Source organism: Chryseobacterium sp. Mn2064 (assembly GCF_049319685.1).
In the GTDB taxonomy this organism is placed as follows: domain Bacteria; phylum Bacteroidota; class Bacteroidia; order Flavobacteriales; family Weeksellaceae; genus Chryseobacterium.
Map to the genome: position 1 here is coordinate 402,347 of NZ_JBMOUE010000004.1, position 21,458 is coordinate 423,804.

19 protein-coding genes are annotated in these 21,458 nt (G+C 36.6%); 11 read left to right on the forward strand and 8 right to left on the reverse strand.

Going from position 1 to position 21,458, the window contains the following annotated elements; translation table 11 throughout:
* Positions 1-103 precede the first annotated feature (103 nt).
* Positions 104-856 (forward strand): T9SS type A sorting domain-containing protein, encoded by a 753-nt coding sequence (locus ACL9RH_RS16955; RefSeq protein WP_422694543.1) that lies wholly within the window; start codon positions 104-106, stop codon positions 854-856.
* A 62-nt stretch (positions 857-918) separates the two neighbouring features.
* Here ACL9RH_RS16955 and rmuC read toward each other — a convergent pair whose 3' ends face one another.
* Complete coding sequence (gene rmuC / locus ACL9RH_RS16960) at positions 919-2,427, reverse strand: DNA recombination protein RmuC (RefSeq protein WP_422694544.1); 1,509 nt, start codon at positions 2,425-2,427, stop codon at positions 919-921.
* Between the two features lie 224 nt (positions 2,428-2,651).
* On the opposite strand from rmuC, the gene ACL9RH_RS16965 reads away from it, so the two are divergent.
* From ACL9RH_RS16965 to ACL9RH_RS16985, 5 genes are all read left to right on the forward strand, one after another.
* Positions 2,652-3,326 carry a response regulator transcription factor gene (locus ACL9RH_RS16965; protein WP_422694545.1) on the forward strand — a complete coding sequence of 225 codons (675 nt, stop codon included), beginning with the start codon at positions 2,652-2,654 and terminating at the stop codon, positions 3,324-3,326.
* Positions 3,327-3,328: 2 nt separating this feature from the next.
* Complete coding sequence (locus tag ACL9RH_RS16970) at positions 3,329-4,690, forward strand: ATP-binding protein (protein WP_422694546.1); 1,362 nt, start codon at positions 3,329-3,331, stop codon at positions 4,688-4,690.
* A 154-nt stretch (positions 4,691-4,844) separates the two neighbouring features.
* A complete protein-coding gene (locus tag ACL9RH_RS16975) occupies positions 4,845-6,119 on the forward strand; it encodes a TolC family protein (protein ID WP_422694547.1) in 1,275 nt (424 codons plus the stop codon).
* A 3-nt stretch (positions 6,120-6,122) separates the two neighbouring features.
* Positions 6,123-7,238, forward strand: a complete 1,116-nt coding sequence (locus tag ACL9RH_RS16980; RefSeq protein ID WP_422694548.1) for an efflux RND transporter periplasmic adaptor subunit — start codon at positions 6,123-6,125, stop codon at positions 7,236-7,238.
* Positions 7,238-10,336: an efflux RND transporter permease subunit gene (locus ACL9RH_RS16985; protein ID WP_422694549.1), complete on the forward strand. Its 3,099-nt coding sequence runs from the start codon at positions 7,238-7,240 to the stop codon at positions 10,334-10,336. The genes ACL9RH_RS16980 and ACL9RH_RS16985 overlap by 1 nt, the downstream gene beginning before the upstream one ends.
* Before the next feature lie 60 nt (positions 10,337-10,396).
* Here the strand turns inward: ACL9RH_RS16985 and ACL9RH_RS16990 are convergent, their stop codons facing one another.
* The 7 genes from ACL9RH_RS16990 to ACL9RH_RS17020 form a co-directional block, all read right to left on the reverse strand.
* Positions 10,397-11,152, reverse strand: a complete 756-nt coding sequence (locus ACL9RH_RS16990; RefSeq protein WP_422694550.1) for a DUF5995 family protein — start codon at positions 11,150-11,152, stop codon at positions 10,397-10,399.
* Between the two features lie 69 nt (positions 11,153-11,221).
* Positions 11,222-11,455 carry a hypothetical protein gene (locus tag ACL9RH_RS16995; protein WP_422694551.1) on the reverse strand — a complete coding sequence of 78 codons (234 nt, stop codon included), beginning with the start codon at positions 11,453-11,455 and terminating at the stop codon, positions 11,222-11,224.
* Between the two features lie 161 nt (positions 11,456-11,616).
* Entirely contained in the window at positions 11,617-12,357 is a 741-nt protein-coding gene (locus ACL9RH_RS17000; RefSeq protein ID WP_422694552.1) for a hypothetical protein, read from the reverse strand.
* Between the two features lie 98 nt (positions 12,358-12,455).
* A complete protein-coding gene (locus tag ACL9RH_RS17005; RefSeq protein WP_422694553.1) occupies positions 12,456-14,057 on the reverse strand; it encodes a GEVED domain-containing protein in 1,602 nt (533 codons plus the stop codon).
* A 189-nt stretch (positions 14,058-14,246) separates the two neighbouring features.
* Positions 14,247-14,783 (reverse strand): YciI family protein, encoded by a 537-nt coding sequence (locus ACL9RH_RS17010; protein ID WP_422694554.1) that lies wholly within the window; start codon positions 14,781-14,783, stop codon positions 14,247-14,249.
* Between the two features lie 17 nt (positions 14,784-14,800).
* Complete coding sequence (gene pncB, locus ACL9RH_RS17015; RefSeq protein WP_422694555.1) at positions 14,801-15,979, reverse strand: nicotinate phosphoribosyltransferase; 1,179 nt, start codon at positions 15,977-15,979, stop codon at positions 14,801-14,803.
* A gap of 95 nt (positions 15,980-16,074) precedes the next feature.
* The gene (locus ACL9RH_RS17020; protein WP_422694556.1) at positions 16,075-16,551 is read right to left on the reverse strand and encodes a Dps family protein; all 477 of its coding nucleotides are present in this window, start codon (positions 16,549-16,551) and stop codon (positions 16,075-16,077) included.
* A 446-nt stretch (positions 16,552-16,997) separates the two neighbouring features.
* On the opposite strand from ACL9RH_RS17020, the gene rpsL reads away from it, so the two are divergent.
* The 5 genes from rpsL to ACL9RH_RS17045 all read left to right on the forward strand — a co-directional run bounded on the left by rpsL (position 16,998) and on the right by ACL9RH_RS17045 (position 21,333).
* A complete protein-coding gene (gene rpsL, locus ACL9RH_RS17025; protein ID WP_002983146.1) occupies positions 16,998-17,411 on the forward strand; it encodes a 30S ribosomal protein S12 in 414 nt (137 codons plus the stop codon).
* 23 nt (positions 17,412-17,434) lie between these two features.
* The gene (gene rpsG / locus ACL9RH_RS17030) at positions 17,435-17,911 is read left to right on the forward strand and encodes a 30S ribosomal protein S7 (RefSeq protein WP_422694557.1); all 477 of its coding nucleotides are present in this window, start codon (positions 17,435-17,437) and stop codon (positions 17,909-17,911) included.
* A gap of 6 nt (positions 17,912-17,917) precedes the next feature.
* Positions 17,918-20,035 (forward strand): elongation factor G, encoded by a 2,118-nt coding sequence (gene fusA, locus ACL9RH_RS17035; protein WP_422694558.1) that lies wholly within the window; start codon positions 17,918-17,920, stop codon positions 20,033-20,035.
* Positions 20,036-20,051: 16 nt separating this feature from the next.
* Complete coding sequence (gene rpsJ / locus ACL9RH_RS17040; RefSeq protein WP_002661363.1) at positions 20,052-20,357, forward strand: 30S ribosomal protein S10; 306 nt, start codon at positions 20,052-20,054, stop codon at positions 20,355-20,357.
* Positions 20,358-20,508: 151 nt separating this feature from the next.
* The gene (locus tag ACL9RH_RS17045; protein ID WP_422694559.1) at positions 20,509-21,333 is read left to right on the forward strand and encodes a GLPGLI family protein; all 825 of its coding nucleotides are present in this window, start codon (positions 20,509-20,511) and stop codon (positions 21,331-21,333) included.
* The last annotated feature ends 125 nt before the right edge of the window (positions 21,334-21,458 follow it).

The following is a 21,458-nucleotide window of genomic DNA, read 5'->3' on the forward strand; positions in this document are numbered from 1 at the left end:
TCATAAGACTAGGTTCTTATTTGAATAAAAGATGAATGATGAAAATAAAATTACAGAAACTAATAGCCTTTACTATAAAATGAACGTTTTAAAAAAAGAATTTATGAAGAAACTTTTCTATGCTGCTATGATGAATCTGCTATTTGGATTTTCACTTTCTAACGCACAAACTGTAACGGTGAGTGATTTGGGAGTGGGGCACTCGGCAGTTTACACATTTGATTACACCATTTCAGGGGCTATTGGTACAGGAACGACGACAACCAATGTGTTTTATTTTTCAGTACCTTCAGGATTTCCTGCGGTGGTTGCAGTGCCAGGTTCCAACAACCTGGATCCTTATGTTACTTTTAAAGTGAATGGAGTATCTTACCCTTGCTCTACATCATTTAAACTTGGCGGAAGCTGGGTTGGCGGTGTACAATTATCCATAGATGGAGCTTCTACCGGAGTATCGATACCGGCAGGGGCGAAAATTCAGGTGGTGATATCGGGTTTAATTAAAAATCCTTCTAATGCTGGAGCTTATACGTTAAGTTGGAAAACTGCTCAGCCTAGCGGACAAGCCGTACAGAATTTCAGTACGCCGGTTACTTTTTCATCAGGAACACTGGGAACACAGGAGACAAAAGGTAAGCAAAAAGAATTGTCTGTATATCCTAACCCCGCTACCGATTTTATCCAGGTTTCTGGAGTGGAGAAGACACAGAAATATATCATTTATACAGCTGTAGGCAACCAGGTGAATGAAGGGAATATTTCTGAAAATGGAAAAATTGATGTTCATTATTTAGTTTCAGGAGTGTATGTTATGAAACTTGAAAATGGAAGATCAGTTAAGTTTATTAAAAAATAAAAAGACGAATTAACTATTTTAAAAAATGATTCAGGCCCGAGACCGGGCCTGAATCATTTTTTTTATTCATTGAAAGTTTCCAGTGTATTTTGAGAACTGTCGATAAGGCTCTGCGGCAAATCTTTTTTATTCTTAATTCCCAAAGACTTTAGTTTTTGAGTCTGTATCACAAGATTGTCATTTCCGGTGTGAAGTTGCTTGAAGGCATCGTTGTATACATTCTTCGCCTGGTCAAGATTACGTCCTACTTTTTCGAGATTTTCTACAAAACCCACAAACTTATCATACAGCTTTGCCCCTCTGTCAGCGATTTCCATTGAATTTCGGTTCTGGTATTCTCGCTTCCAAAGATCGGCAATCAGTTTCAGGGAAGTAATGAGATTACTTGGATTCAGCAAGAGGATTCTTTTTTCATAAGCGAAGTTCCAAAGATTAGGGTCTGCCTGCATCGCTGCGATATAGGCTGGTTCACTTGGAATAAACATCATAACAAAATCCATCGATTTATCATAATCATCATAAGCCTTCTGACTTAGCTGTGAAATGTGGTTTTTGATAGATCCCAGGTGTTGGCTTAGTTTTATAGCATATACATCAGGATCCGTTTCATCTACCAAATCGGTAAAAGCAGTAAGAGATACTTTGGAGTCAATGATCACATTTCTTTCATCAGGATATTTTATAACAGCATCCGGACGCATTTTTTTACCGGAAAATTCTGAGAACAAAGCATTGTTATCCTCATCGCGAAGTTCATGTTCCAGAAAATATTCTCTTCCTTTTACGAGTCCGGATTTTTCAAGGATACTTTCAAGAATCATTTCACCCCAGTTACCTTGGGTTTTGCTTTCTCCTTTTAAAGCTCGGGTCAGTTTTTTGGCATCATCGGAGATCTGTTGGTTCAGTTCCGCAAGTTCTTTTACTTTTTCAGCTAAAGAGAAACGTTCTTTATTTTCTTTTTCATAAGCTTCGTTTACTTTGTTCTTGAGATCGGCTATCTTCTCCTGAAAAGGCTCCAGAATATTTTTTAAGTTATTTTGATTGAGAGTAGTAAACTTTTCTGTTTTCTCTTCCAGAATCTTGTTAGCCAGGTTTTCAAACTGAAGTTTAGATTCCTCCTGTATTTTGATGATCTCCTCTTTTTGAGTATCCAGAGATTTCTGTAAACTGTCATTTTTTGCAGAAAGCTCGGAATTTTTAGCAAAAAGTCCCTGTTTTTCAATAATGTAATTATCAATCTGTGAGGATTGTCTTTGATTGTTTTGCTTTAACTCCTGAAATTGGAGGTTCATAGAAGAATATTCAGCAGAGATTTTGGAAAACTCGTTTTTAAGATCATCAAACAAATCCTGCTGAAGAAGATTCGCCTCTTTTTCCTTGGTAAGATTTTGAGTAAGTTCCTGTATTTTCAGGTTTGAATTTTCCAGGTCAGATTTGTTTTTGATAAAAAAGGTGTTCAGCTCGTCATATAAATTTCTTGAAACCATTGACGATTTTAAAGCAAAATATAAAATAACCGCGCCCAATAATCCGCCGGCAATACATCCTGTAAGTAAATATATCATCTCCATCTTCCAAAATTATGAAAAAAGCGGGAAGTTTTTATGGAACAATTAATTTCTCAGCAACCATCAAAAAGATAATCTTGTCAATTTTATAAAAATATGAAGCTATAAAAATCAGTAAAAGCAAGAGAATTATTGTTTGTATGATGTAACGGTTTGAATTCACTTTTCATTCTTCAGCAATCTTTGTGAATTAGAATACCTATATTTATGGGAAATTTCAGAAGCATATGAATATTTTGTTGGTAGAAGATGATCAAAGAATCAGCAATTTTCTCATAAAAGGGCTTTCCGAAGCCGGTTACAATATGACCCTTGCCGATTCTGGTGAAAAGGCACGGGAACTTCTTCATACCTACGATTTTGATATTATTTTAATGGATATTATGCTTCCGGGGCTGGATGGCATGCAGCTTACTCAAATCATACGATTTAAAGGAAATTATACTCCGATTCTAGTCTTAAGCGCTTTGAACAGTCCGGATGATAAAATAAAAATGCTGGATCTGGGAGCAGATGATTATCTGTCGAAACCATTTCATTTTGAAGAACTGATCTCAAGAATAAAAGCGTTAACGAGACGCAATAAACTGAGTTATCAAAAAGATGATCAGTTCCTGTCCTGTGCTAATATCGTTATTGATACAGATCTTCACAAAGTGACCCAGAACAATAAAGAAATTGAGTTTTCTCCTACAGAATACAAACTTTTTACTTTCCTGATGGAGAATAAAAATAAAGTATTGAGCAGAACGCAGATCTTACATAAAGTTTGGGGAATAGATTTCGATAACTCTACCAATGTTGTGGATGTCTATATTTCCTATGTCCGTAATAAAATTGATGAAACCGAACATAAGTTTATTCACACCGTAAAAGGAACAGGATATTTAATTAAAGACTGATAATGACTCTCAGAAACAGGTTTACCCTTATCTCCAGCCTTTCATTTGGTATTGTATCCATCGTCACATCAGCGGTGATCTTCTTTGCGTATTATGACAGTACAAAGATTTTTTACTTTGAGAAGCTAAGGAATACCGCTCTTATTTCTGCTATTTATTATCTCGAAAAAGATGAACTTCCCAAAGACAGGCACGCTCAAATAAAAAAAGAATACAATCACCTTATTCAAAATAACAGGGTGGCCGTTTATAATCAGAATAATCAGGTGACGTTCGGGCACAATCTGCATGATGAAAATATTAAGGCTTCCCATTTGCAGGCCGTCAGAAATAATAAAGGAATCCAGTTTATGGCGGGTAATCAATTCTACTACGGGATTTTTTATCCGGATAATCAGGGTGATTTTGTTGTTTTCGTAAAATCTCCTAACGATTCTTTTCAGTCGCAGATTCTGAGGCTTTCCATTATTATGCTTTCGGTACTGATTATTGGTCTGTTGGCGATTTTCTTCTTAAGCCGTTATCTTTCAAAAATTGTTTATAAACCTATTTCCAATGTTGTGGAGAGAATCAATAAAGTGGATTATAATAATATTTCCACTGCGATTACTTCCACCAATACCAATGATGAGATAGAAGATCTGATCAAATCCTATAACAAACTTTTAAGCAGAATTTCTGAAAATGTCTTGTTACAGCAGAATTTTATCAATTATGTTTCTCATGAATTTAAAACACCTTTGGCTGCCATTTCCGGGAATCTTGAAGTATTTGCTCAAAAAGACAGAACTCCTGAAGAGTATAAGGAAGTCGCCAAAGAATCATTGGAAAACGTATACGAGATTGAAAATATTCTCAACAACCTTCTTCTGATGTCCGGAATGACCAAGCTTGAATCTTCTCACAAATTAATGAGAGTAGATGAGCTGATCTGGAAAATCTATGAAAAACTGGAACCGAAGGCAAAAGAAAAACATTCCACGATCAAAATACAGCTTCAGGTTACGAAACCTTCTCTTCTTGAATTTCCTGGAAATGAAACCCTTTTATATCTCGCACTGTATAATATTGTAGAAAACGCTATTAAATATTCTTACAATGTACCAACCATTCTTACGTTGTCAGAAAATACCAATCAATTACAGATTGAAGTAAAAGACGAAGGGAGAGGAATACCTGCGGACGATCTTGTTAAAATTTCAGAAACCTTTTACAGGGGAAAAAATGTGGATAATATCAAAGGTAGCGGAATAGGTCTGTCATTATCTAAAAGTATTTTTGATCACCACAATATTGTCATGACTATTGATTCTGTTGTGAACAAGGGAACGACCGTTACTCTTGTGTTTCCACTTCATTCTTAGTCTTTTGTCTTTTCATCCTTTGCGAAAATATGAACGGTTTGAACATTCTAAAAAGTTCTAATCAAACTCTAATGTTGGACTAATTGAATTCTAATTTCATTCGAAATTGCCTCTAATATTAGGGAAATAGCTTTGTGGTCTTAAATAATAGACCTTGAAAAAGATTTTTTTTACCCTTTTTTATATCCATTGCTTTAGCTTCTTTTCTGCACAGATTTCCGATACGTTGAAAATCAGTAGACAGGAGGCTGAAGCAGTTTTTCTGGCTAAGAACCTGGATATTATTGCCCAAAAAATTGAGATTTCTCAAGCAGAGGCAAGAGCGGTTCAGGCAAAATATTGGCCCAATCCTAAACTCAGCATCAGTGAAGTCAATCTTTGGCGTACCTATGATATTGAAGAGCAACCCGCCCTTATTGGGAACTGGGGAAAGAATACACAGATCTCTGCCGAAATTGAACAGGTTATTCAGACTGCGGGAAAAAGAAGAAAGAATATTGAACTCCAGAAGATTGAAGTAGAAGGAGAAAAGTATGAATTACAGGAAGTGTTGCGAGAGCTCAAAAAGACCTTAAGAAACACAATGACTGAAATTCTATACAACCAGGAACAGCAGAAGATTTACCAGGGACAGATTGCATCTATTGAGAAATTGACGAAATCTTACCAAAACCAATTAAACCTTGGGAATATCAGTAAGGCAGAATATGTTCGACTGAAAGCTCAGGAGATTGAATTCAAGAAAAAACTCGTTTCACTAAAACAGGAAATTGAAGACCAACAGGCAGAGTTAAAAGGGTTGCTGATGATTCCTTCGAACGCATACCTTGTTATTTCTGACCCTTTTGTAATGCCGGAGAAGCAACTTTCAGAGGTAGAACTGGCTCAATGGTTGGAAAAAGCTAAAGAAAACCGCCCGGATATCCTCATTGCCAAGAATAATGAAAAGCACGCCGCCAAAAATCTCGAAATTCAGAACGCTATGAAAACTCCGGATCTTGCCTTTTCCATAGGATACGATCGCGGTGGAAATATTATGAAAGATTTTGTTGGACTGGGCGTTTCGCTTGACCTTCCCATTTTTGACCGTAATAAAGGAAATATTCAGGATGCAAAACTCGAAATAGAGAAAAGCAAAAACGAAACCCGTAAAAATATGCTGAAGTCGGAAAATGAAATTGTCTCTGTCTTTAGAAACTATATAAGAACCCAGAAGGTTTCAGAAGATATAGATGAAAATTATGAATCTACGCTGGATAATTTACTGATTAGCCATGAGAAGAACTTCAGACTGAGAAACCTCAGTATGCTGGAATATATGGACTTCCTGGATACTTACATCGGAAATAAAATGATCATCCTCGATACTAAGAAAGAACTCAATCAATACTATGAAAACCTGCAGTATGTTGTAGGACAAGATTTATAAGATATGAACAAAAATACTACCAGATACATTGCTGTAATTTATTTCTCTGCTTTGATGGCTCTTACCGGTTGTAAAGAGAAAGAGCAGAATAACCCAACGGAAAAGGGCTACTGCATCAGCAAAGAGCTTAAAAAAGATATTAAACTCGTAAAAGCGGAAATGCTTCCCATTGAAGAAAGCATCACTCTTACCGGAGAGGTGGAAAGTAATTCGGATAAAACGGTTCCTTTCGTAAGTCTTGTGGATGGAGTGGTCACCGATACCTATTTCTCTTTGGGAGACTATGTAAAAAAAGGACAGGTGCTGGCTACCGTAAAAAGTACTGCAGTCAACGAAATGCAGGATGATACACAGACATTGCAGGCTCAATTGGCAGTGGCGAAAAGAAAATTAGCTTCCGTAGAGGCCATGTATAAAGATGATATTGCCTCTCAGAAAGATCTTCAAGAAGCCCGTTCAGAAGTGACCATTTTGCAGTCCAATATTTCCAAAACCCATAAAAACATGCAGCTGTATTCAGCAGGAGGAAGTACTATTCAGATTAAAGCTCCCGCAGATGGCTATGTGATCTCTAAGAACGTTTCCAAAGGAATGCCGGTTACTGCCGGTGGTGATCAGCTTTTTACCATTTCCAATCTGGATAAAGTATGGGTGATGGCTAATGTATATGCTACCAATATGAGAAACGTTTATGTAGATCAGCCTGTTGTTGTGAAAACGTTGGCTTATCCCGATGAAAGTTTTTCAGGAAAGATTAACAATATTTCACAGGTCTTCAATGAAAATGAAAGAGTCTTGAAAGCTAAAATTATTATGGATAATAATGGAATGAAGCTAAGACCCGGAATGTCTGCCGATGTTGTACTGCCTATTAATTCACAAAATAAAACCGCTCTTGCCATTCCTGCCAAAGCGATGATTTTTGATAATAACCAAAGCTACGTTGTGGTGTACAAAAAAGACTGTGAGCTTGAAATAAGACCGGTAACTGAAATTGCATCCAACAGTCAGCATATTTATGTAGAAGGGAATCTGAAAGCAGGTGAAAATGTTATTGCATCCAACGGATTACTGATCTACGAGAATCTGAAAAATCAATTAAATAACGCCAAGAAGTAATGCGAAAGTTTGTTCAGAATATAGTTTCCTTCTCTCTAAAAAACTCATTGATTGTTCTTTTGGGAACTTTTCTTTTGTTGGCCGGAGGAATCTACTCTTATATTCACACTCCCATTGAAGCATTTCCGGATGTTACCAATACAAGAGTAAGGGTAATTACCCAGTGGCCGGGGAGAAGTGCCGAAGAAATAGAAAAATTTGTCACATTACCGATCTCTAAAGAGATGAATTCAATTCCGAACAAAACGTCGGTGAGATCAATCTCCTTATTTGGACTTTCGGTGGTTACAGTGATTTTTGATGATCATGTGAATGATTTTTATGCCCAGCAATATGCGGCCAATAAATTAGGAAATGTAAGTCTCCCCACTGGAGCAGATTACAGTATAGAACCTCCGTCTGGTGCTACAGGAGAAATTTACCGATATATCATTAAAAGTAAATTACCAATCAAGGAAGTGACCTCCATTCAGGATTGGGTGGTAGAAAGAGAGTTGCTTGCCGTTCCCGGAGTAGCAGACGTAGTGAGCTTTGGAGGTGAAGAAAAAACATATGAAATAAAAATTAACCCTACAGAATTACACAATTACGACCTTTCCCCCCTGGATGTGTATGAAGCGGTTTCGAAGAGTAATATTAATGTAGGAGGTGATGTTGTTGCAAAAGGTGATCAGGCTTATGTGGTGAGGGGGATCGGTCTTTTAGAGAAAAAAGAAGATATTGAAAACATTCAGATTGAAGTAAAAGGTTCCACCCCGATTTTGGTGAAGCACGTTGCTGAAGTGAAAGTTTCTGCTAAGCCCAGACTTGGACAGGTCGGATACAACAAAGAAAATGATGTCGTAGAAGGAATTGTGATCATGCTTCGTGGTGAAAACCCAAGTGAAGTAATTGCAAGACTGAAAGACAGAATTGAAGAGCTGAATGGTGGCGAACTTCCGGGAGATGTTCAGATTGTACCGATTATTGACCGTACAGAACTGGTGAATACAACCGTTCACACCGTTTCTAAAAACCTGATTGAAGGAGTTATACTGGTTTCGATCATTGTATTTATTTTCCTTTATAACTGGAGAACTACATTTATTGTGGCATCAGTTATTCCTTTGGCTTTCCTTTTTGCTATTATTATGCTAAAGATTCAGGGATTGCCGGCCAACCTGATCTCTATGGGAGCTCTGGACTTCGGTCTGCTCCTGGAGGGAACCCTCGTTATTGTAGAACACGTATTTGTTGCCCTCGAGCTTAAAGCGAAAAAAATAGGACTGCGGAGATTTAATAAAATATCAAAACTGGGAATCATTAAGAAAAGCGCAGGAAGTGTAGCGAGTTATATTTTCTTTGCCTTACTGATTCTTATTGTTGCCCTGATGCCGATCTTCTCTTTCCAGAAGGTAGAAGGTAAAATGTTTTCTCCTCTGGCATTTACATTGGGATATGCATTACTAGGTTCATTGATTTTGAGTCTTACTTATGTGCCGGCGATGTGTAAACTGTTGCTGACCAAAAATATTGAGGAAAAAGAAAACTTTATTTCGAGATTTTTTAGAGTCAATATATATAGAATTTATGAATTCAGTGACCGCCATAAAAAAGGATTCATCATTGGCTTTGTAGCATTGCTGGCAATCTGTGGATGGAGATTTTCCAATTATGGATCAGAATTTCTACCTAAACTGAACGAAGGTGCCATCTATGTACGTGCCACCCTTCCTAACAGTGTCAATCTGGATGAATCCGTTCGGCTTACCAAAGAAATGAAGGAGATCTTAATGAAATATGATGAAGTAAAATTTGTCATGACTCAAACAGGCCGTCCCAATGATGGAACAGACCCTACAGGTTTCTTTAATATCGAATTTAATATTCAGCTGAAACCGGAAAATGAATGGAAGAAAAAAATATCCAAAGAAGAGCTTCTTGAAGAGATGAGAGTCTCTCTTGAAAAATATCCGGGGATCAACTTCGGGTTTAGCCAGCCAATACAGGATAATGTGGAAGAATATGTGGCAGGAGTAAAAGCACCTTTGGTGATTAAGATTTTTGGAAATAATCTGTTTGAACTTGAAAATTATGCCAATCAGGTGGCCAATTCGATAAGAGCGGTACCCGGAATTTCAGATGTGAATGTCTTTAAAAATATCGGACTTCCGGAACTCAGAATTCAGCTCCATGATTCCAAAATGGCAAAATATGGTGTTTCTATGGCAGATGCTCAGGCAGTGATTGAAATGACCATCGGAGGCCAGGCAGCGACCAAGTTTTATGAAGAAGAAAGAATGTTTGATGTCATGCTTAGATTTGAAAAGCAATACAGGGACACTCCTGAAAAAATGGGCAATATTCTGATCCCGACTCAGGACAACAAAAAAGTACCATTGAAAGAAATTGCAACCATTGATTATCATACAGGTCCATCGTTTATTTATCGTGAAGGTAATAGCCGATATATTGGAGTAGGTTTCAATATTGAAGGAAGAGATCTGGGAAGTACCATCAAAGAAGCAAAAGCAAAAGTAGATAAAGAAGTAAAACTTCCAAAAAGCCATAAAATGACATGGGCAGGAGAATTTGAAAGTAAAGAAAGAGCAGCGAAACAATTGGCTATGGTAGTGCCTATTTCCCTGGTTCTTATTCTGATGTTGCTGTATTTCAACTTTGGAAATGTAAAAGATACTTTGATCTCTTCTATAACATTAGCATTTGCATTTATTGGAGGGTTTTTATCCCTTTGGTTTACAGGAACCATTTTCGGGATTTCTGCGGGGATCGGTTTTATCATCCTCTTTGGAGTGGCAACTATTGACGGTATTGTTCTAATAGGGGTCATGAAAGAAAATCTGCAAAACAGACTGTCTCTTAAAGAATCTATTGCTGAGGGAGTGCGAAGCAGAATTCGTCCGGTTGTAATGATTGCCCTGATGGGATCTATGGGGCTTCTTCCTGCGGCAATGTCCAACGGAATGGGGTCGGAAATTCAAAAACCATTAGCCATTATGATTGTGGGAGGATTAATCATCTGTATGTTGTTGTCTTTTACAATATTACCAATTGTTTTCCATTATGCCTACCGTAAAAAGCATAAGGAGACCTTATAGTTTCTTTTATTTTGTTCATTATGAGGCCGGGATCCGTGAGGAAGATCCCGGCCTTTTGTATTACGTATTTTTGGTAGCTTCTAGAATTTCGATGTTTTTCACCACATCACTGCTTTCACATTTTTTAAGTTCCTTTAAAAGGGTAGGGGTAAGAATTTTAGGATTTACGATTTGACTTGCTACTTTTGCGGCGGCATAATCTACAATACCAATGACGGAGTCTCTCAAGAAAATCGGAGTATTGGAAGTAATTACGGCCGTTGTCCAGGAAGTGTCTCTTGCTTTGGAAATCGCAAAATCCAATACAGCATTATCATTGCCGTTCGAGAGCTGATCGATCAGATCTACAGGATAGCAGATTTTATTCAGAGAATTCTGTACGCTTTGATTGATAGAGGCGATGACATTATTAATATTTTCAAAATCTTTTTTTAATGGGTTTATTTTCCGGTAGGGCATGATAGAGGCGGCAGAAACTCCAAGATCCAGATTGATATGGGCATTCATACCAAGAAATATATGTTGAAGGATCAGTAAGTTTTTGTTTTTCGCTGCTTCGAAGGCGATATACCACGAATTGGTACATTTTATCCCCTTGTTATAGTTTTCCCAAGCCTGAAGATATCTCTGGGCAAAAGCAATATCAAGCACAGTCATTCTTGGGTTATCTTCAAATTTCTTTTGCTGAATTCCTTTCAGTACCTGTGCAGTCATGATTCTGTAAGTACAGGCAAAATAGCCGGCTGGGCTTTTATTTTCCTTACACCAAAGGATAATTTCATCCAGCTTTTTCAAAACATCTTCAATGGTTTTCATGATCGTTTTTCTTTATTTAAAGGTACTAAAAAAGTGAGCAGGAAAGCTCACTTTATGTTATTCATCAGATTATGGAGTGATTATAATCGGATCTGGAAAAGGCTCAAGAACCAATGGTTTGCACATTGCTGCCGGTTGGCAGCTTCCCCCCATGCATATAAAATTAGTCATAGTGGTGGTGCCGTCTGGACATCTGATCATGCCTTCACCATGGCATCCTCCGGGACATTCTGCCGGATAAAGGGTTCCTCCGAATACATTCTTCAAGTCTGTTCTTGAAAGTTTTTCAATGTTTTTTTTCATAGTATTAATTTTAATTATGGGTGTTGTAACTTACTTATAATGAATTGTATAAGTTTGTTTATACTAAGATAATTAAAATAATTCTTTCTACGGATATTTTTTATTGAAATTGTATGTGTAAATATTTGGTATATAGAACGTTGTATAGTAGTTTATGTGGTTTATCTTTTCTCTTTAAATAGATTGACTTTGATTGTCTTACCAATGACTTCAAGAATTATCGGTTTTGGATGCTGTAGGAAGATTTTCTGATGGTCTTCTGATTCCTGTATAATGATAGGGTCGTTAGAGAACAAATCGTTATCGATTTCCTGTATCGTATGAAATTTATGATTTTTTACCTCAGAAATCATGTTTTGTCCCGTCTTATAATTATGTACAAAAGAGTACAGCTTTTTATCATAAACGAAACTCGACATTATTGAAATTCCAGTGGAGTCAACTATTTTTTTTGTCCCTTTTAATGTGTGTGCTTCATATTCTCTAGTAATAACTCCAGGATGATAAATGGGTATTTTATAGGTTACCTCCATTTTACTTGGATCATCTATTTCCAAAATACCTGATGCTCCTAATTCATGTGTCATAGAGGTGGAAATATAATATTTGTTGTCGATTTTATTTACACAAATGGGACAGTCTGCCTGTGAGTAGTAAATTTTTCCTGATTCCTTACTTTTAAAATAGACTGTTCCTCCCCATTCTCCGGAGCAGCTTTTCCATACTTCATAATTTTTGTCAGCATATAAGAGTCCTGGAGTAGGTAGGTTTTTTAACTGATCCAGTTCTTCGTTAATATCTTTATCTTTTGTAATTGTTTCAATATTGAATTTATTCCCTTGGTTATGACAACTGATGATGGTGAATAAAATAATAATTAATAATTGAGGTAGGGTTTTCATGATGTGGTTTGAGCTATTTTCGACCTTAAATATATAAGAAAAGCGGTAGTCAAGTAACTACCGCTTTATTATCAAAGATCAAATGTATGTAAAATATATTATTTCTTAACTGCTTTTAGTGATTTTACACTACCATCTTCCATATGAAGATTGATTAAGTAAAGACCTGAGTTCAGATCAGAAAGGTTAAGCTCATTGCTCGCTTTCAGTGTTTTTAGCTGTCTTCCTGAAACATCACTTACTTCGATAGATTTCACTCCTTTAATATCGGAAATAGTAAGGATATCTTTGAATGGATTAGGATAAATCGAGATATTCGCTTTCTTATTCAGTTCTACATCGGATGTGCCTAATGTACTTTGAACATTAATCGTGTAATCTTCAGCCTGACCTTGGTTTAGATCAGCACAAGGATCTGACAATTCTGCTCTCACAGATGTTGTTGAACTGTTGAAATGATATTTAATTCTCATTCTTGTATTTCCTAATGCTGCAGTAGCAGGTACTGTTATACTCTTATTAACTGTTAATGGCGTACCTGTACCTCCGGCAAAATCTGAAGTTACAAAGAAAGATTCACCTGCATCGGCAAAACTTCCATTCTGATTCCAGTCGATAAATACAGTAAATCCAAATCTGTTGGTTGTTCCTACAGATGTTCCTGTTAATGTGATAGGATAAGCTGTTCCTCTTACAACGTTTGCAACTTTATTAGTGAAAATTTCCTGGCCGTCTGTTGGTGCTGTCGTGATTACTGCACTGGATGAGTTGGTCATATCACTGAAAACAACATTGGATATTGGATATGTTCCCAATTTCGCAAGAAGTGGTCCACAGTAAGGGGTATAAGGATTAGCTCCTGTAGTAAATGAAATTACCTGACATCCTGTAGCATCTCCTAATGCATTTGTTGGAGTAATTGTTGCATAAAGAGTTGTGTTTTGTGGAAAAGCACTTGATGCCGTTGGAGTATAGAATGTATTGTTGGTAGTACCTGTGTACACATTGGATCCTCCAGAAGTAGTGCCCACTTTTATTTTGTATGCTTCCGCACCTGCTGTGGCTGCCCAGGTGATTTGTGGACGTACGGAAGAACCGGTAGCACCATTGACAGGAGCGCTTATAGTAGTACATGCCGGGATGGCGGTAACTTCCTGTTTAATTTTTACATTATCTATGAAACTGTAAAAATCATACGTAGTGCCTGTTGTTCCTACCGTTTGAATTCGAAGCATGAAATTTCCGTTTATATTAGCACTTTCCGGAATAGTACCTGTATAGGATGCGCAAGTTTGGGCAGTACTTGTTAATGTAATAGGAGTACTTACCGCTGTATAGGTAGAACCGCCGTCAGTTGAATATTCCACATTAATATTACCACCTATTAAACTTGTAGCATCATATGCCTGTGTAGAATAGGAAAAGGAAATGTCAATTTTTTTTCCATTAGCCGTAATACTCGCTGGCTTTGTATAAATTAAATTGATAGTTCTGTTAGCGGTACTTGAACCATATGATTCAGCACCTATAGATATGGCACCATCGCAATTACCAACAATATATGTAGTTGGTGTTCCCGTGTAGCCCCCAGTAATAGTAAATCCTGGATAGGTTCCGTTTTCAAAGCTTTCCGTGACTAAAATCTGAGCGCTTCCCATAATTGAGAGCGCAGTGAAACTCAAAAATAGTAATTTTTTCATATGAATAAAAGTTTTTTGTTTTACCGAAAATAGGAATAATTTATGTTTTGAACAAATAAATGGTGTAATTTATATTTGTTAATCAATTATTTATATTTTCTCTGTTTTTATTAAACTATTATTTGGGTTTTGCTTTTTTATTTAGTGACAAGTTATTTTTGAATGGTATAGCTAGGGTTCGGTTGTATATTAATGGTTTTCTTTAGAAATCTCTTTATAATGTTTTAAATATAAAGGAAGTGCGGCAGATCCGTACCAGGGAAAGATCTCAAAACTAAAAACTCCGGACTGAACTGCAGGGTCGGTTTTTACCCATTGTTCGGCTTCTTCTTTAGATTTGGTATTGAAAATGAACATTCCCCGGTAGTTTTCTTTATTTTTTTCCAAAAATGGTCCTGCTACAATGATCTTTCCTTCATCAGCCAATTTTCCGATATTGTCTAAGTGACCTTTCATCAGAGAATTCATTTTGGTTTTATCTTCAATTTTTGTTGCTCCTGTTGTAAGCATAACAATAGTATAAGCTTTCATACCATACTGATCTGCACCTAAAGAATCGGCCAGCTTTTGGTTGTATACTGTTTTTTTTACTTCATCGGTCTTTGATGAGGTTTCCGAAACTGCATTTTTTCCAGGTGTACCCGGTTTACCATCTTCGCCTTTTTGGTAAACAACACATGAGATAAGAGACAGAGGGATTGTGCAAAGCATTATTAATTTTTTCATCGTTTTGGGTTTTATGGTTAATCTTTTATTCTTAAAAATTCTTTTGCCAGTTCTATCATTTTTGGATCACCGGTATACTTGCCATGTTCATCAGATAATTTTACGGTTGGGATCCATTCTTTATTAGGTGCCTGTACTCCGATTAGTTTCATAACGATATTCATTGGTTTCAAACCTACGTCGTTGGTAAGATTGGTACCTATTCCGAAAGAGATTCCTATTTTTCCTCTGCAATAGTTGGTAATTTCTTCTACCTTTTCAAGATTAAGAGCATCTGAGAAAATGATATATTTAAACATTGGGTTGATGCCATTGTTTTGATAGTGAGCAATCGTTTTGTCTGCAAACTCTAACGGATCCCCGCTGTCGTGACGAACACCGTCAAAAAGTTTAGCGAATTTTTTATCAAACTGCTGGAAGAAAACATCCGTAGTATAGGTATCTGAAAGCGCTACTCCCAAATCACCTCTGTATACATCTACCCAATGTTCCAAAGCCATTTCGTTGGCCATTTTGAATCCGTATTCTGCGGCATGGAACATAAACCATTCATGAGCGTGGGTTCCTATAGGTTTTACGCCGTATTTCATGGCAAAGTGTACATTTGAACTTCCGATAAAAGTAGAATCTTTTTTCTGTGTTAAAGCTTCCATTACCAGATTTTGTACCTTATAAGAATGTCTTCTTCGGGTTCCGAACTCGGCAAAGTTAACTCCCAAACGGCCTAATGAATCTGCTTTCTCAATCGTTTTGCTCATTACCACTTCATTAGAATCTCTTTCCATATGATTCATTTCATAGTGCAGTTCGCTGATAAGTGCCAATAATGGAACTTCCCAAAGTATTGTTCTGTACCAAAGCCCTTCCACACTTACAGAAAGATCGCCTCCTTCCTGATGAATCTTTACCTCAGATGGATCATAGTGATATCCTTCTAAAAAATCCAGATAAGGAAGATCTATATAAGGGCAGGTTCTGGCCATGAATCTTTTCTCGTCTTTGGTAAGTTTGAGTTCTGCCATTTTGTTAACAGCTTCTCTTAGAGCTACATCAAAACCTTCTGGAAAATGATGCTTTCCTCGGTTGATAAATTCGTATTTTACAATAGAACTTGGAAATAGTTTTACCACGGCATTTTGCATGGTTATTTTATAGAAATCGTTATCTAGAATTGAGTTCAGTCTTACGTTGTTCATAATATGTGTAATTTTAACGCAAATATAAAAATAAAAAATAAAAATCGCCTAAATGTAAGGCGATTTTTTTGAAATATTTCAATGCTTTTGTTGAGTTATTTTCCAAGATAAGAGTTGTACATCCAAACTTCTTTCTCCTGTTCTGTAATATAGTCGCTCATTTGAGAGTTGGTACCTTCGTCTCCTGCTTCATCCGTAATATCCAATAATTCCCTTTGAAGATCAATTACTACTTTGAATGAGCTTAGAATTTGTTCCACGCTTTTTGTGCCATCCGTTACTTCTTTACTTTCTTTAATTGTTGCAACTTTCAGATAATCGGAATAGTTGTGGGCAGGTGTTGCTCCTAGAGTAAGAATTCTTTCCGCAATTTCATCTATCTTCAGAACAAGGCTGTTATAAAGCTCTTCAAACTTCGGGTGAAGTGTAAAAAACTGTTCTCCTTTGATGTTCCAGTGTGAACCTCTTGTATTCTGATAGAATATAGAATAGTTTGCTAAAAGTACATTGAGTTTTTCTGAAATCTTTTTGCAGTCGGCTTCTTTTAGTCCGATAATACTAGCGTTTTTCATATGTATATATTTATTTTTTAAGGTCGTTTACGATTGCCGCATTATGTTGCTTTGTTGCTGAGGGTTTTTAGGGCAACCTTATAAGATGATCTTTTGTGTATCTCAAAGTTACGAAATATCGTGCCGAACTCCCTGTTTTATTGATAGATGATAACTATGAAAAACTTTTTTAAAATAGTTTGGAAGTATAGAAAAGAAGTTAGAGCCAATTTAAGCAGTGCCTATTTTTTATTTTTTTTGAATTTCATAAATATTTAATATTCATATTTTAAGCTTTAAAATATAATGTCTTCGATGAACAATTCCGCATCTGTATTGTATTCTTTCATTCTACAATGCCAAGAGATCGATTTTGAGATGTAAGTGTTTGATTTTAATTTTTATATAAGTGTTTGCAGATTAAAAAAATATTCCTATTTTTGCACCCTAAAATAAAAAGCAATTAAATGCCTACTATTCAACAATTAGTAAGAAAAGGAAGAGCCACGCTTGCCAAGAAGAGCAAATCGGCTGCCCTTGATTCTTGTCCACAAAGACGTGGTGTATGTACGAGAGTATATACTACTACACCTAAGAAACCTAACTCTGCACTTAGAAAAGTAGCAAGGGTAAGACTTTCTAACGGTAAAGAAGTTAACGCCTACATCCCGGGCGAAGGACATAATCTTCAAGAGCACTCGATAGTATTGGTAAGAGGCGGAAGGGTGAAAGACCTACCGGGAGTACGTTACCACATCGTAAGAGGTGCATTAGACACTGCAGGTGTAAACGGAAGAACACAGAGAAGATCTAAGTACGGAGCTAAGAGACCTAAACCAGGACAAGCTGCTGCAGCTCCTGCAAAAGGAAAGAAAAAATAATCATTAAATAAGGTACAAAAGCAATGAGAAAGACAAAAGCGAAAAAAAGACCGTTGTTACCAGATCCGAAGTTTAATGATCAATTGGTAACAAGATTTGTTAATAACCTAATGCTAGACGGTAAAAAGTCTATCGCATTCAAAATTTTCTATGATGCATTAGATATCGTAGAAACTAAAAAAGGAGACAACGAAAAAACTGCACTTGAAATCTGGAAAGATGCACTTACAAATGTAATGCCTCACGTAGAAGTACGTTCTAGAAGAGTAGGTGGAGCTAACTTCCAGATTCCTATGCCAATCAGAGCTGATAGAAAAATTTCTATGGCAATGAAATGGTTAATTAGCTACTCTAAAAAGAGAAATGATAAGTCTATGGCTTTGAAATTAGCTAACGAAGTTGTAGCTGCTTCAAGAGAAGAAGGTGCTGCTTTCAAAAAGAAATCTGATACTCACAAAATGGCGGAAGCTAACAAAGCTTTCTCACACTTTAAATTCTAATTAGAAATGAGTAGAGATCTTAAATTTACAAGAAATATTGGTATTGCCGCTCACATTGATGCTGGTAAAACTACTACTACAGAAAGAATCTTATTCTATACAGGGGTAAACCACAAAATTGGAGAAGTTCACGATGGTGCTTCTACAATGGACTGGATGGAGCAGGAAGCAGAAAGAGGTATTACTATTACTTCTGCTGCAACTACTTGTTCTTGGAACTTTCCAACAGATCAAGGTAAAAAATTACCTGAAACTCAACCTTACCACTTCAACATTATCGATACACCGGGACACGTTGACTTCACTGTAGAAGTAAACAGATCTTTAAGAGTATTAGATGGATTGGTATTCTTATTCTCTGCGGTAGATGGAGTAGAGCCTCAGTCTGAAACAAACTGGAGACTTGCTGACAACTACAAAGTAGCGAGAATGGGATTCGTAAACAAAATGGACAGACAAGGTGCTGACTTCCTTAACGTGGTAAACCAGGTTAAAGATATGTTAGGATCTAACGCAGTTCCAATCGTTTTACCAATCGGTGCTGAAGAAGATTTCAAAGGTGTTGTTGACCTAATTAAAAACAGAGCGATCATCTGGGATGAGGCTGGACAAGGTGCTACTTTCGAGGTAGTTCCAATTCCAGAAGATATGAAGGATGAAGTTCTTGAATATAGAGAAAAATTAGTAGAAGCTGTTTCTGAATATGATGAAACTTTGATGGAGAAATTCTTCGAAGATCCAGATTCAATTACAGAAGAAGAAATCAATGCTGCATTGAGAGCTGCTACTATCGATTTATCTATTATCCCAATGACTTGTGGTTCTTCATTCAAAAATAAAGGAGTACAGTTCATGCTAGATGCAGTATGTAAATACTTGCCATCTCCATTGGATAAAGATGATATCAAAGGTACTGACCCAAGAACTGACGCTGAAATCACAAGAAAACCATCTGTAGATGAGCCTTTCTCTGCATTAGCATTTAAGATCGCTACTGACCCATTCGTGGGAAGATTAGCATTCTTCAGAGCTTACTCTGGAAGACTAGATGCAGGTTCTTATATCTTGAACACTCGTTCAGGAGATAAAGAAAGAATCTCTAGAATCTATCAGATGCACGCTAACAAACAAAACCCAGTAGAATATATTGAAGCTGGTGATATTGGTGCAGCGGTAGGATTCAAATCTATCAAAACTGGTGATACAATGTGTGACGAGAAAAACCCAATCGTTCTTGAATCGATGGTTTTCCCTGATCCGGTAATTGGTATCGCTGTTGAGCCTAAAACTAAAGCTGACCAAGATAAAATGGGTAACGCTCTAGCTAAATTGGCTGAAGAAGATCCAACGTTTACAGTAAGAACTGACGAGGCTTCTGGACAAACGATCATCTCTGGTATGGGTGAGCTTCACTTAGATATCATTGTAGACCGTATGAAGAGAGAATTCAAGGTTGAAGTAAACCAAGGACAACCTCAGGTAGAGTACAAAGAAAACTTAACAAAAGTTGCTCAACACAGAGAAGTTTACAAAAAACAATCTGGTGGTAAAGGTAAATTTGCTGACATTGTATTTGAACTAGGACCTGCAGACGAAGGTAAAGTTGGTTTAGAATTCATCAATGAGATCAAAGGTGGTAACGTTCCTAGAGAATTTGTTCCTGCAATTGAAAAAGGATTTAAAGCTGCAATGAAGAACGGTCCATTGGCTGGTTTCGAAGTTGAAGGTATTAAAGTTACTCTTAAAGATGGATCTTTCCACGCGGTGGATTCTGATGCACTTTCTTTCGAAATGGCTGCTAAATTAGGATTTAAAGAAGCGGGACGTGCTGCTAAACCAGTAATTATGGAGCCTATTATGAAACTGGAAGTTGTAACTCCAGAAGAATATATGGGTAACATCATTGGTGACCTTAACAAGAGAAGAGGTACCATCAGTGGTCAGGAAGAGAAAAATGGAGCTGTTGTAATCAAAGGTTCTGTTCCACTTTCTGAAATGTTTGGATATGTAACTACTCTAAGAACACTTTCATCAGGAAGAGCTACTTCTTCTATGGAATTAGAGAAGTACCAAGCTACTCCACAAAACGTTGCTGAAGAAATCATAGCTAAAGCAAAAGGTTAATTTTTAAATTAAAGAAATGTCACAAAGAATCAGAATAAAACTAAAATCTTACGATTACAACTTGGTAGACAAGTCTGCTGAGAAAATCGTAAAAACGGTAAAGGCTACTGGTGCTGTTGTAAACGGTCCAATTCCATTGCCAACGAATAAGAGAATCTTCACAGTGTTGAGATCTCCGCACGTAAACAAGAAAGCAAGAGAGCAGTTCCAATTATCAGCTCACAAGAGACTAATGGATATCTACTCTTCTTCTTCTAAAACTGTTGATGCTCTAATGAAATTAGAACTTCCTTCAGGAGTAGACGTTGAAATTAAAGTGTGATAACTGCATACTTTGCAATGATTATACAATCCGTCCCATTTTGGGACGGATTTTTTTTGTTTATTATGTGTATTATACCTATTAATATTATAAATATGCTATTATGTATTGCAAGGTTCTGTTTTAAGTGTATATTTGTAAAAAAATTACTATGAAAAAGTTCTTCTTACTATGCATTCTTTTGGGAGTGATTGCCAATGCGCAAACCCATCGCTTTATTTATGAATTGCAATACAAAATTGATTCAACGGATGATCATACAGATAAAATAAATCTCGTACTAGATGTTAATCCCAAAGATGTTAAATTCTACGAATATGATTACCTTAAAGCAGATTCCATCAACCGTTTAAATAAGAATTATGAATATGTATACGGAGGAAGATTTGAATCCGTGAAAAGAGCAAGAAACTCATCAAAAAATCAGGTGTACGAACTTATTGGTGAAGACATGTACAGTTACCCTACAGATGATAAAATGGATTGGAAACTGAGCAATGACACCAAGATCTTTGGAGGATATACCCTGCAAAAAGCAACCACACATTTTGGGGGAAGAGACTGGACAGCCTGGTTCGCAAAAGATATTAATATTTCCGAAGGTCCGTACAAATTTCGTGGTTTACCAGGAATGATCTTCCTACTTCAGGATTCCAAATCGAACTTCAGCTTCACCATGGTTAAAAGTAAAAACTTAAAAGATACCTACGATACGGTTGGTTTTATTGAAACATTCTACGGAAGAAAACCTCTCGAAATTTCTGAGAAAATGAGAGTCAAAAAGAGAATGGATATGTATAATGATCCTCTCGTAGAAATGAGAAAAAGTTTCAAAGAAAACGCGAGTGCTGAAATGAATATTTTGGGAACAAAAGTTACTCATATTGAACAGTTCAAAGATCTCACTCAAAGAGTACAGGAATTTTTGAAGAAAACAAACAATCCGATAGATTTAAGCAAAGCTATCAGATATTAATATCAAAGCGGCTCATCAGCTGCTTTTTTTGTGTTTTTTATTTTGATCCATAAAACAGTTTTGATTCATTTGCCATAACGATCTTTATATTATTATTCGTTTCTTCAATCATATCCAAGGATCCC

Bases quoted from the DNA above. Each gene is read 5' to 3' on its own strand.
- ACL9RH_RS16985 (WP_422694549.1), top strand. From the start codon at position 7,238: ATGCGAAAGTTTGTTCAGAATATAGTTTCCTTCTCTCTAAAAAACTCA.
- ACL9RH_RS16965 (WP_422694545.1), top strand. From the start codon at position 2,652: ATGAATATTTTGTTGGTAGAAGATGATCAAAGAATCAGCAATTTTCTC.
- rpsJ (WP_002661363.1), top strand. From the start codon at position 20,052: ATGTCACAAAGAATCAGAATAAAACTAAAATCTTACGATTACAACTTG.
- ACL9RH_RS16970 (WP_422694546.1), top strand. From the start codon at position 3,329: ATGACTCTCAGAAACAGGTTTACCCTTATCTCCAGCCTTTCATTTGGT.
- fusA (WP_422694558.1), top strand. From the start codon at position 17,918: ATGAGTAGAGATCTTAAATTTACAAGAAATATTGGTATTGCCGCTCAC.
- ACL9RH_RS17010 (WP_422694554.1), bottom strand. From the start codon at position 14,783: ATGAAAAAATTAATAATGCTTTGCACAATCCCTCTGTCTCTTATCTCA.
- ACL9RH_RS16995 (WP_422694551.1), bottom strand. From the start codon at position 11,455: ATGAAAAAAAACATTGAAAAACTTTCAAGAACAGACTTGAAGAATGTA.
- rmuC (WP_422694544.1), bottom strand. From the start codon at position 2,427: ATGGAGATGATATATTTACTTACAGGATGTATTGCCGGCGGATTATTG.
- ACL9RH_RS17005 (WP_422694553.1), bottom strand. From the start codon at position 14,057: ATGAAAAAATTACTATTTTTGAGTTTCACTGCGCTCTCAATTATGGGA.
- rpsG (WP_422694557.1), top strand. From the start codon at position 17,435: ATGAGAAAGACAAAAGCGAAAAAAAGACCGTTGTTACCAGATCCGAAG.
- ACL9RH_RS16990 (WP_422694550.1), bottom strand. From the start codon at position 11,152: ATGAAAACCATTGAAGATGTTTTGAAAAAGCTGGATGAAATTATCCTT.
- rpsL (WP_002983146.1), top strand. From the start codon at position 16,998: ATGCCTACTATTCAACAATTAGTAAGAAAAGGAAGAGCCACGCTTGCC.
- ACL9RH_RS16980 (WP_422694548.1), top strand. From the start codon at position 6,123: ATGAACAAAAATACTACCAGATACATTGCTGTAATTTATTTCTCTGCT.
- pncB (WP_422694555.1), bottom strand. From the start codon at position 15,979: ATGAACAACGTAAGACTGAACTCAATTCTAGATAACGATTTCTATAAA.
- ACL9RH_RS17045 (WP_422694559.1), top strand. From the start codon at position 20,509: ATGAAAAAGTTCTTCTTACTATGCATTCTTTTGGGAGTGATTGCCAAT.
- ACL9RH_RS17000 (WP_422694552.1), bottom strand. From the start codon at position 12,357: ATGAAAACCCTACCTCAATTATTAATTATTATTTTATTCACCATCATC.
- ACL9RH_RS16955 (WP_422694543.1), top strand. From the start codon at position 104: ATGAAGAAACTTTTCTATGCTGCTATGATGAATCTGCTATTTGGATTT.
- ACL9RH_RS17020 (WP_422694556.1), bottom strand. From the start codon at position 16,551: ATGAAAAACGCTAGTATTATCGGACTAAAAGAAGCCGACTGCAAAAAG.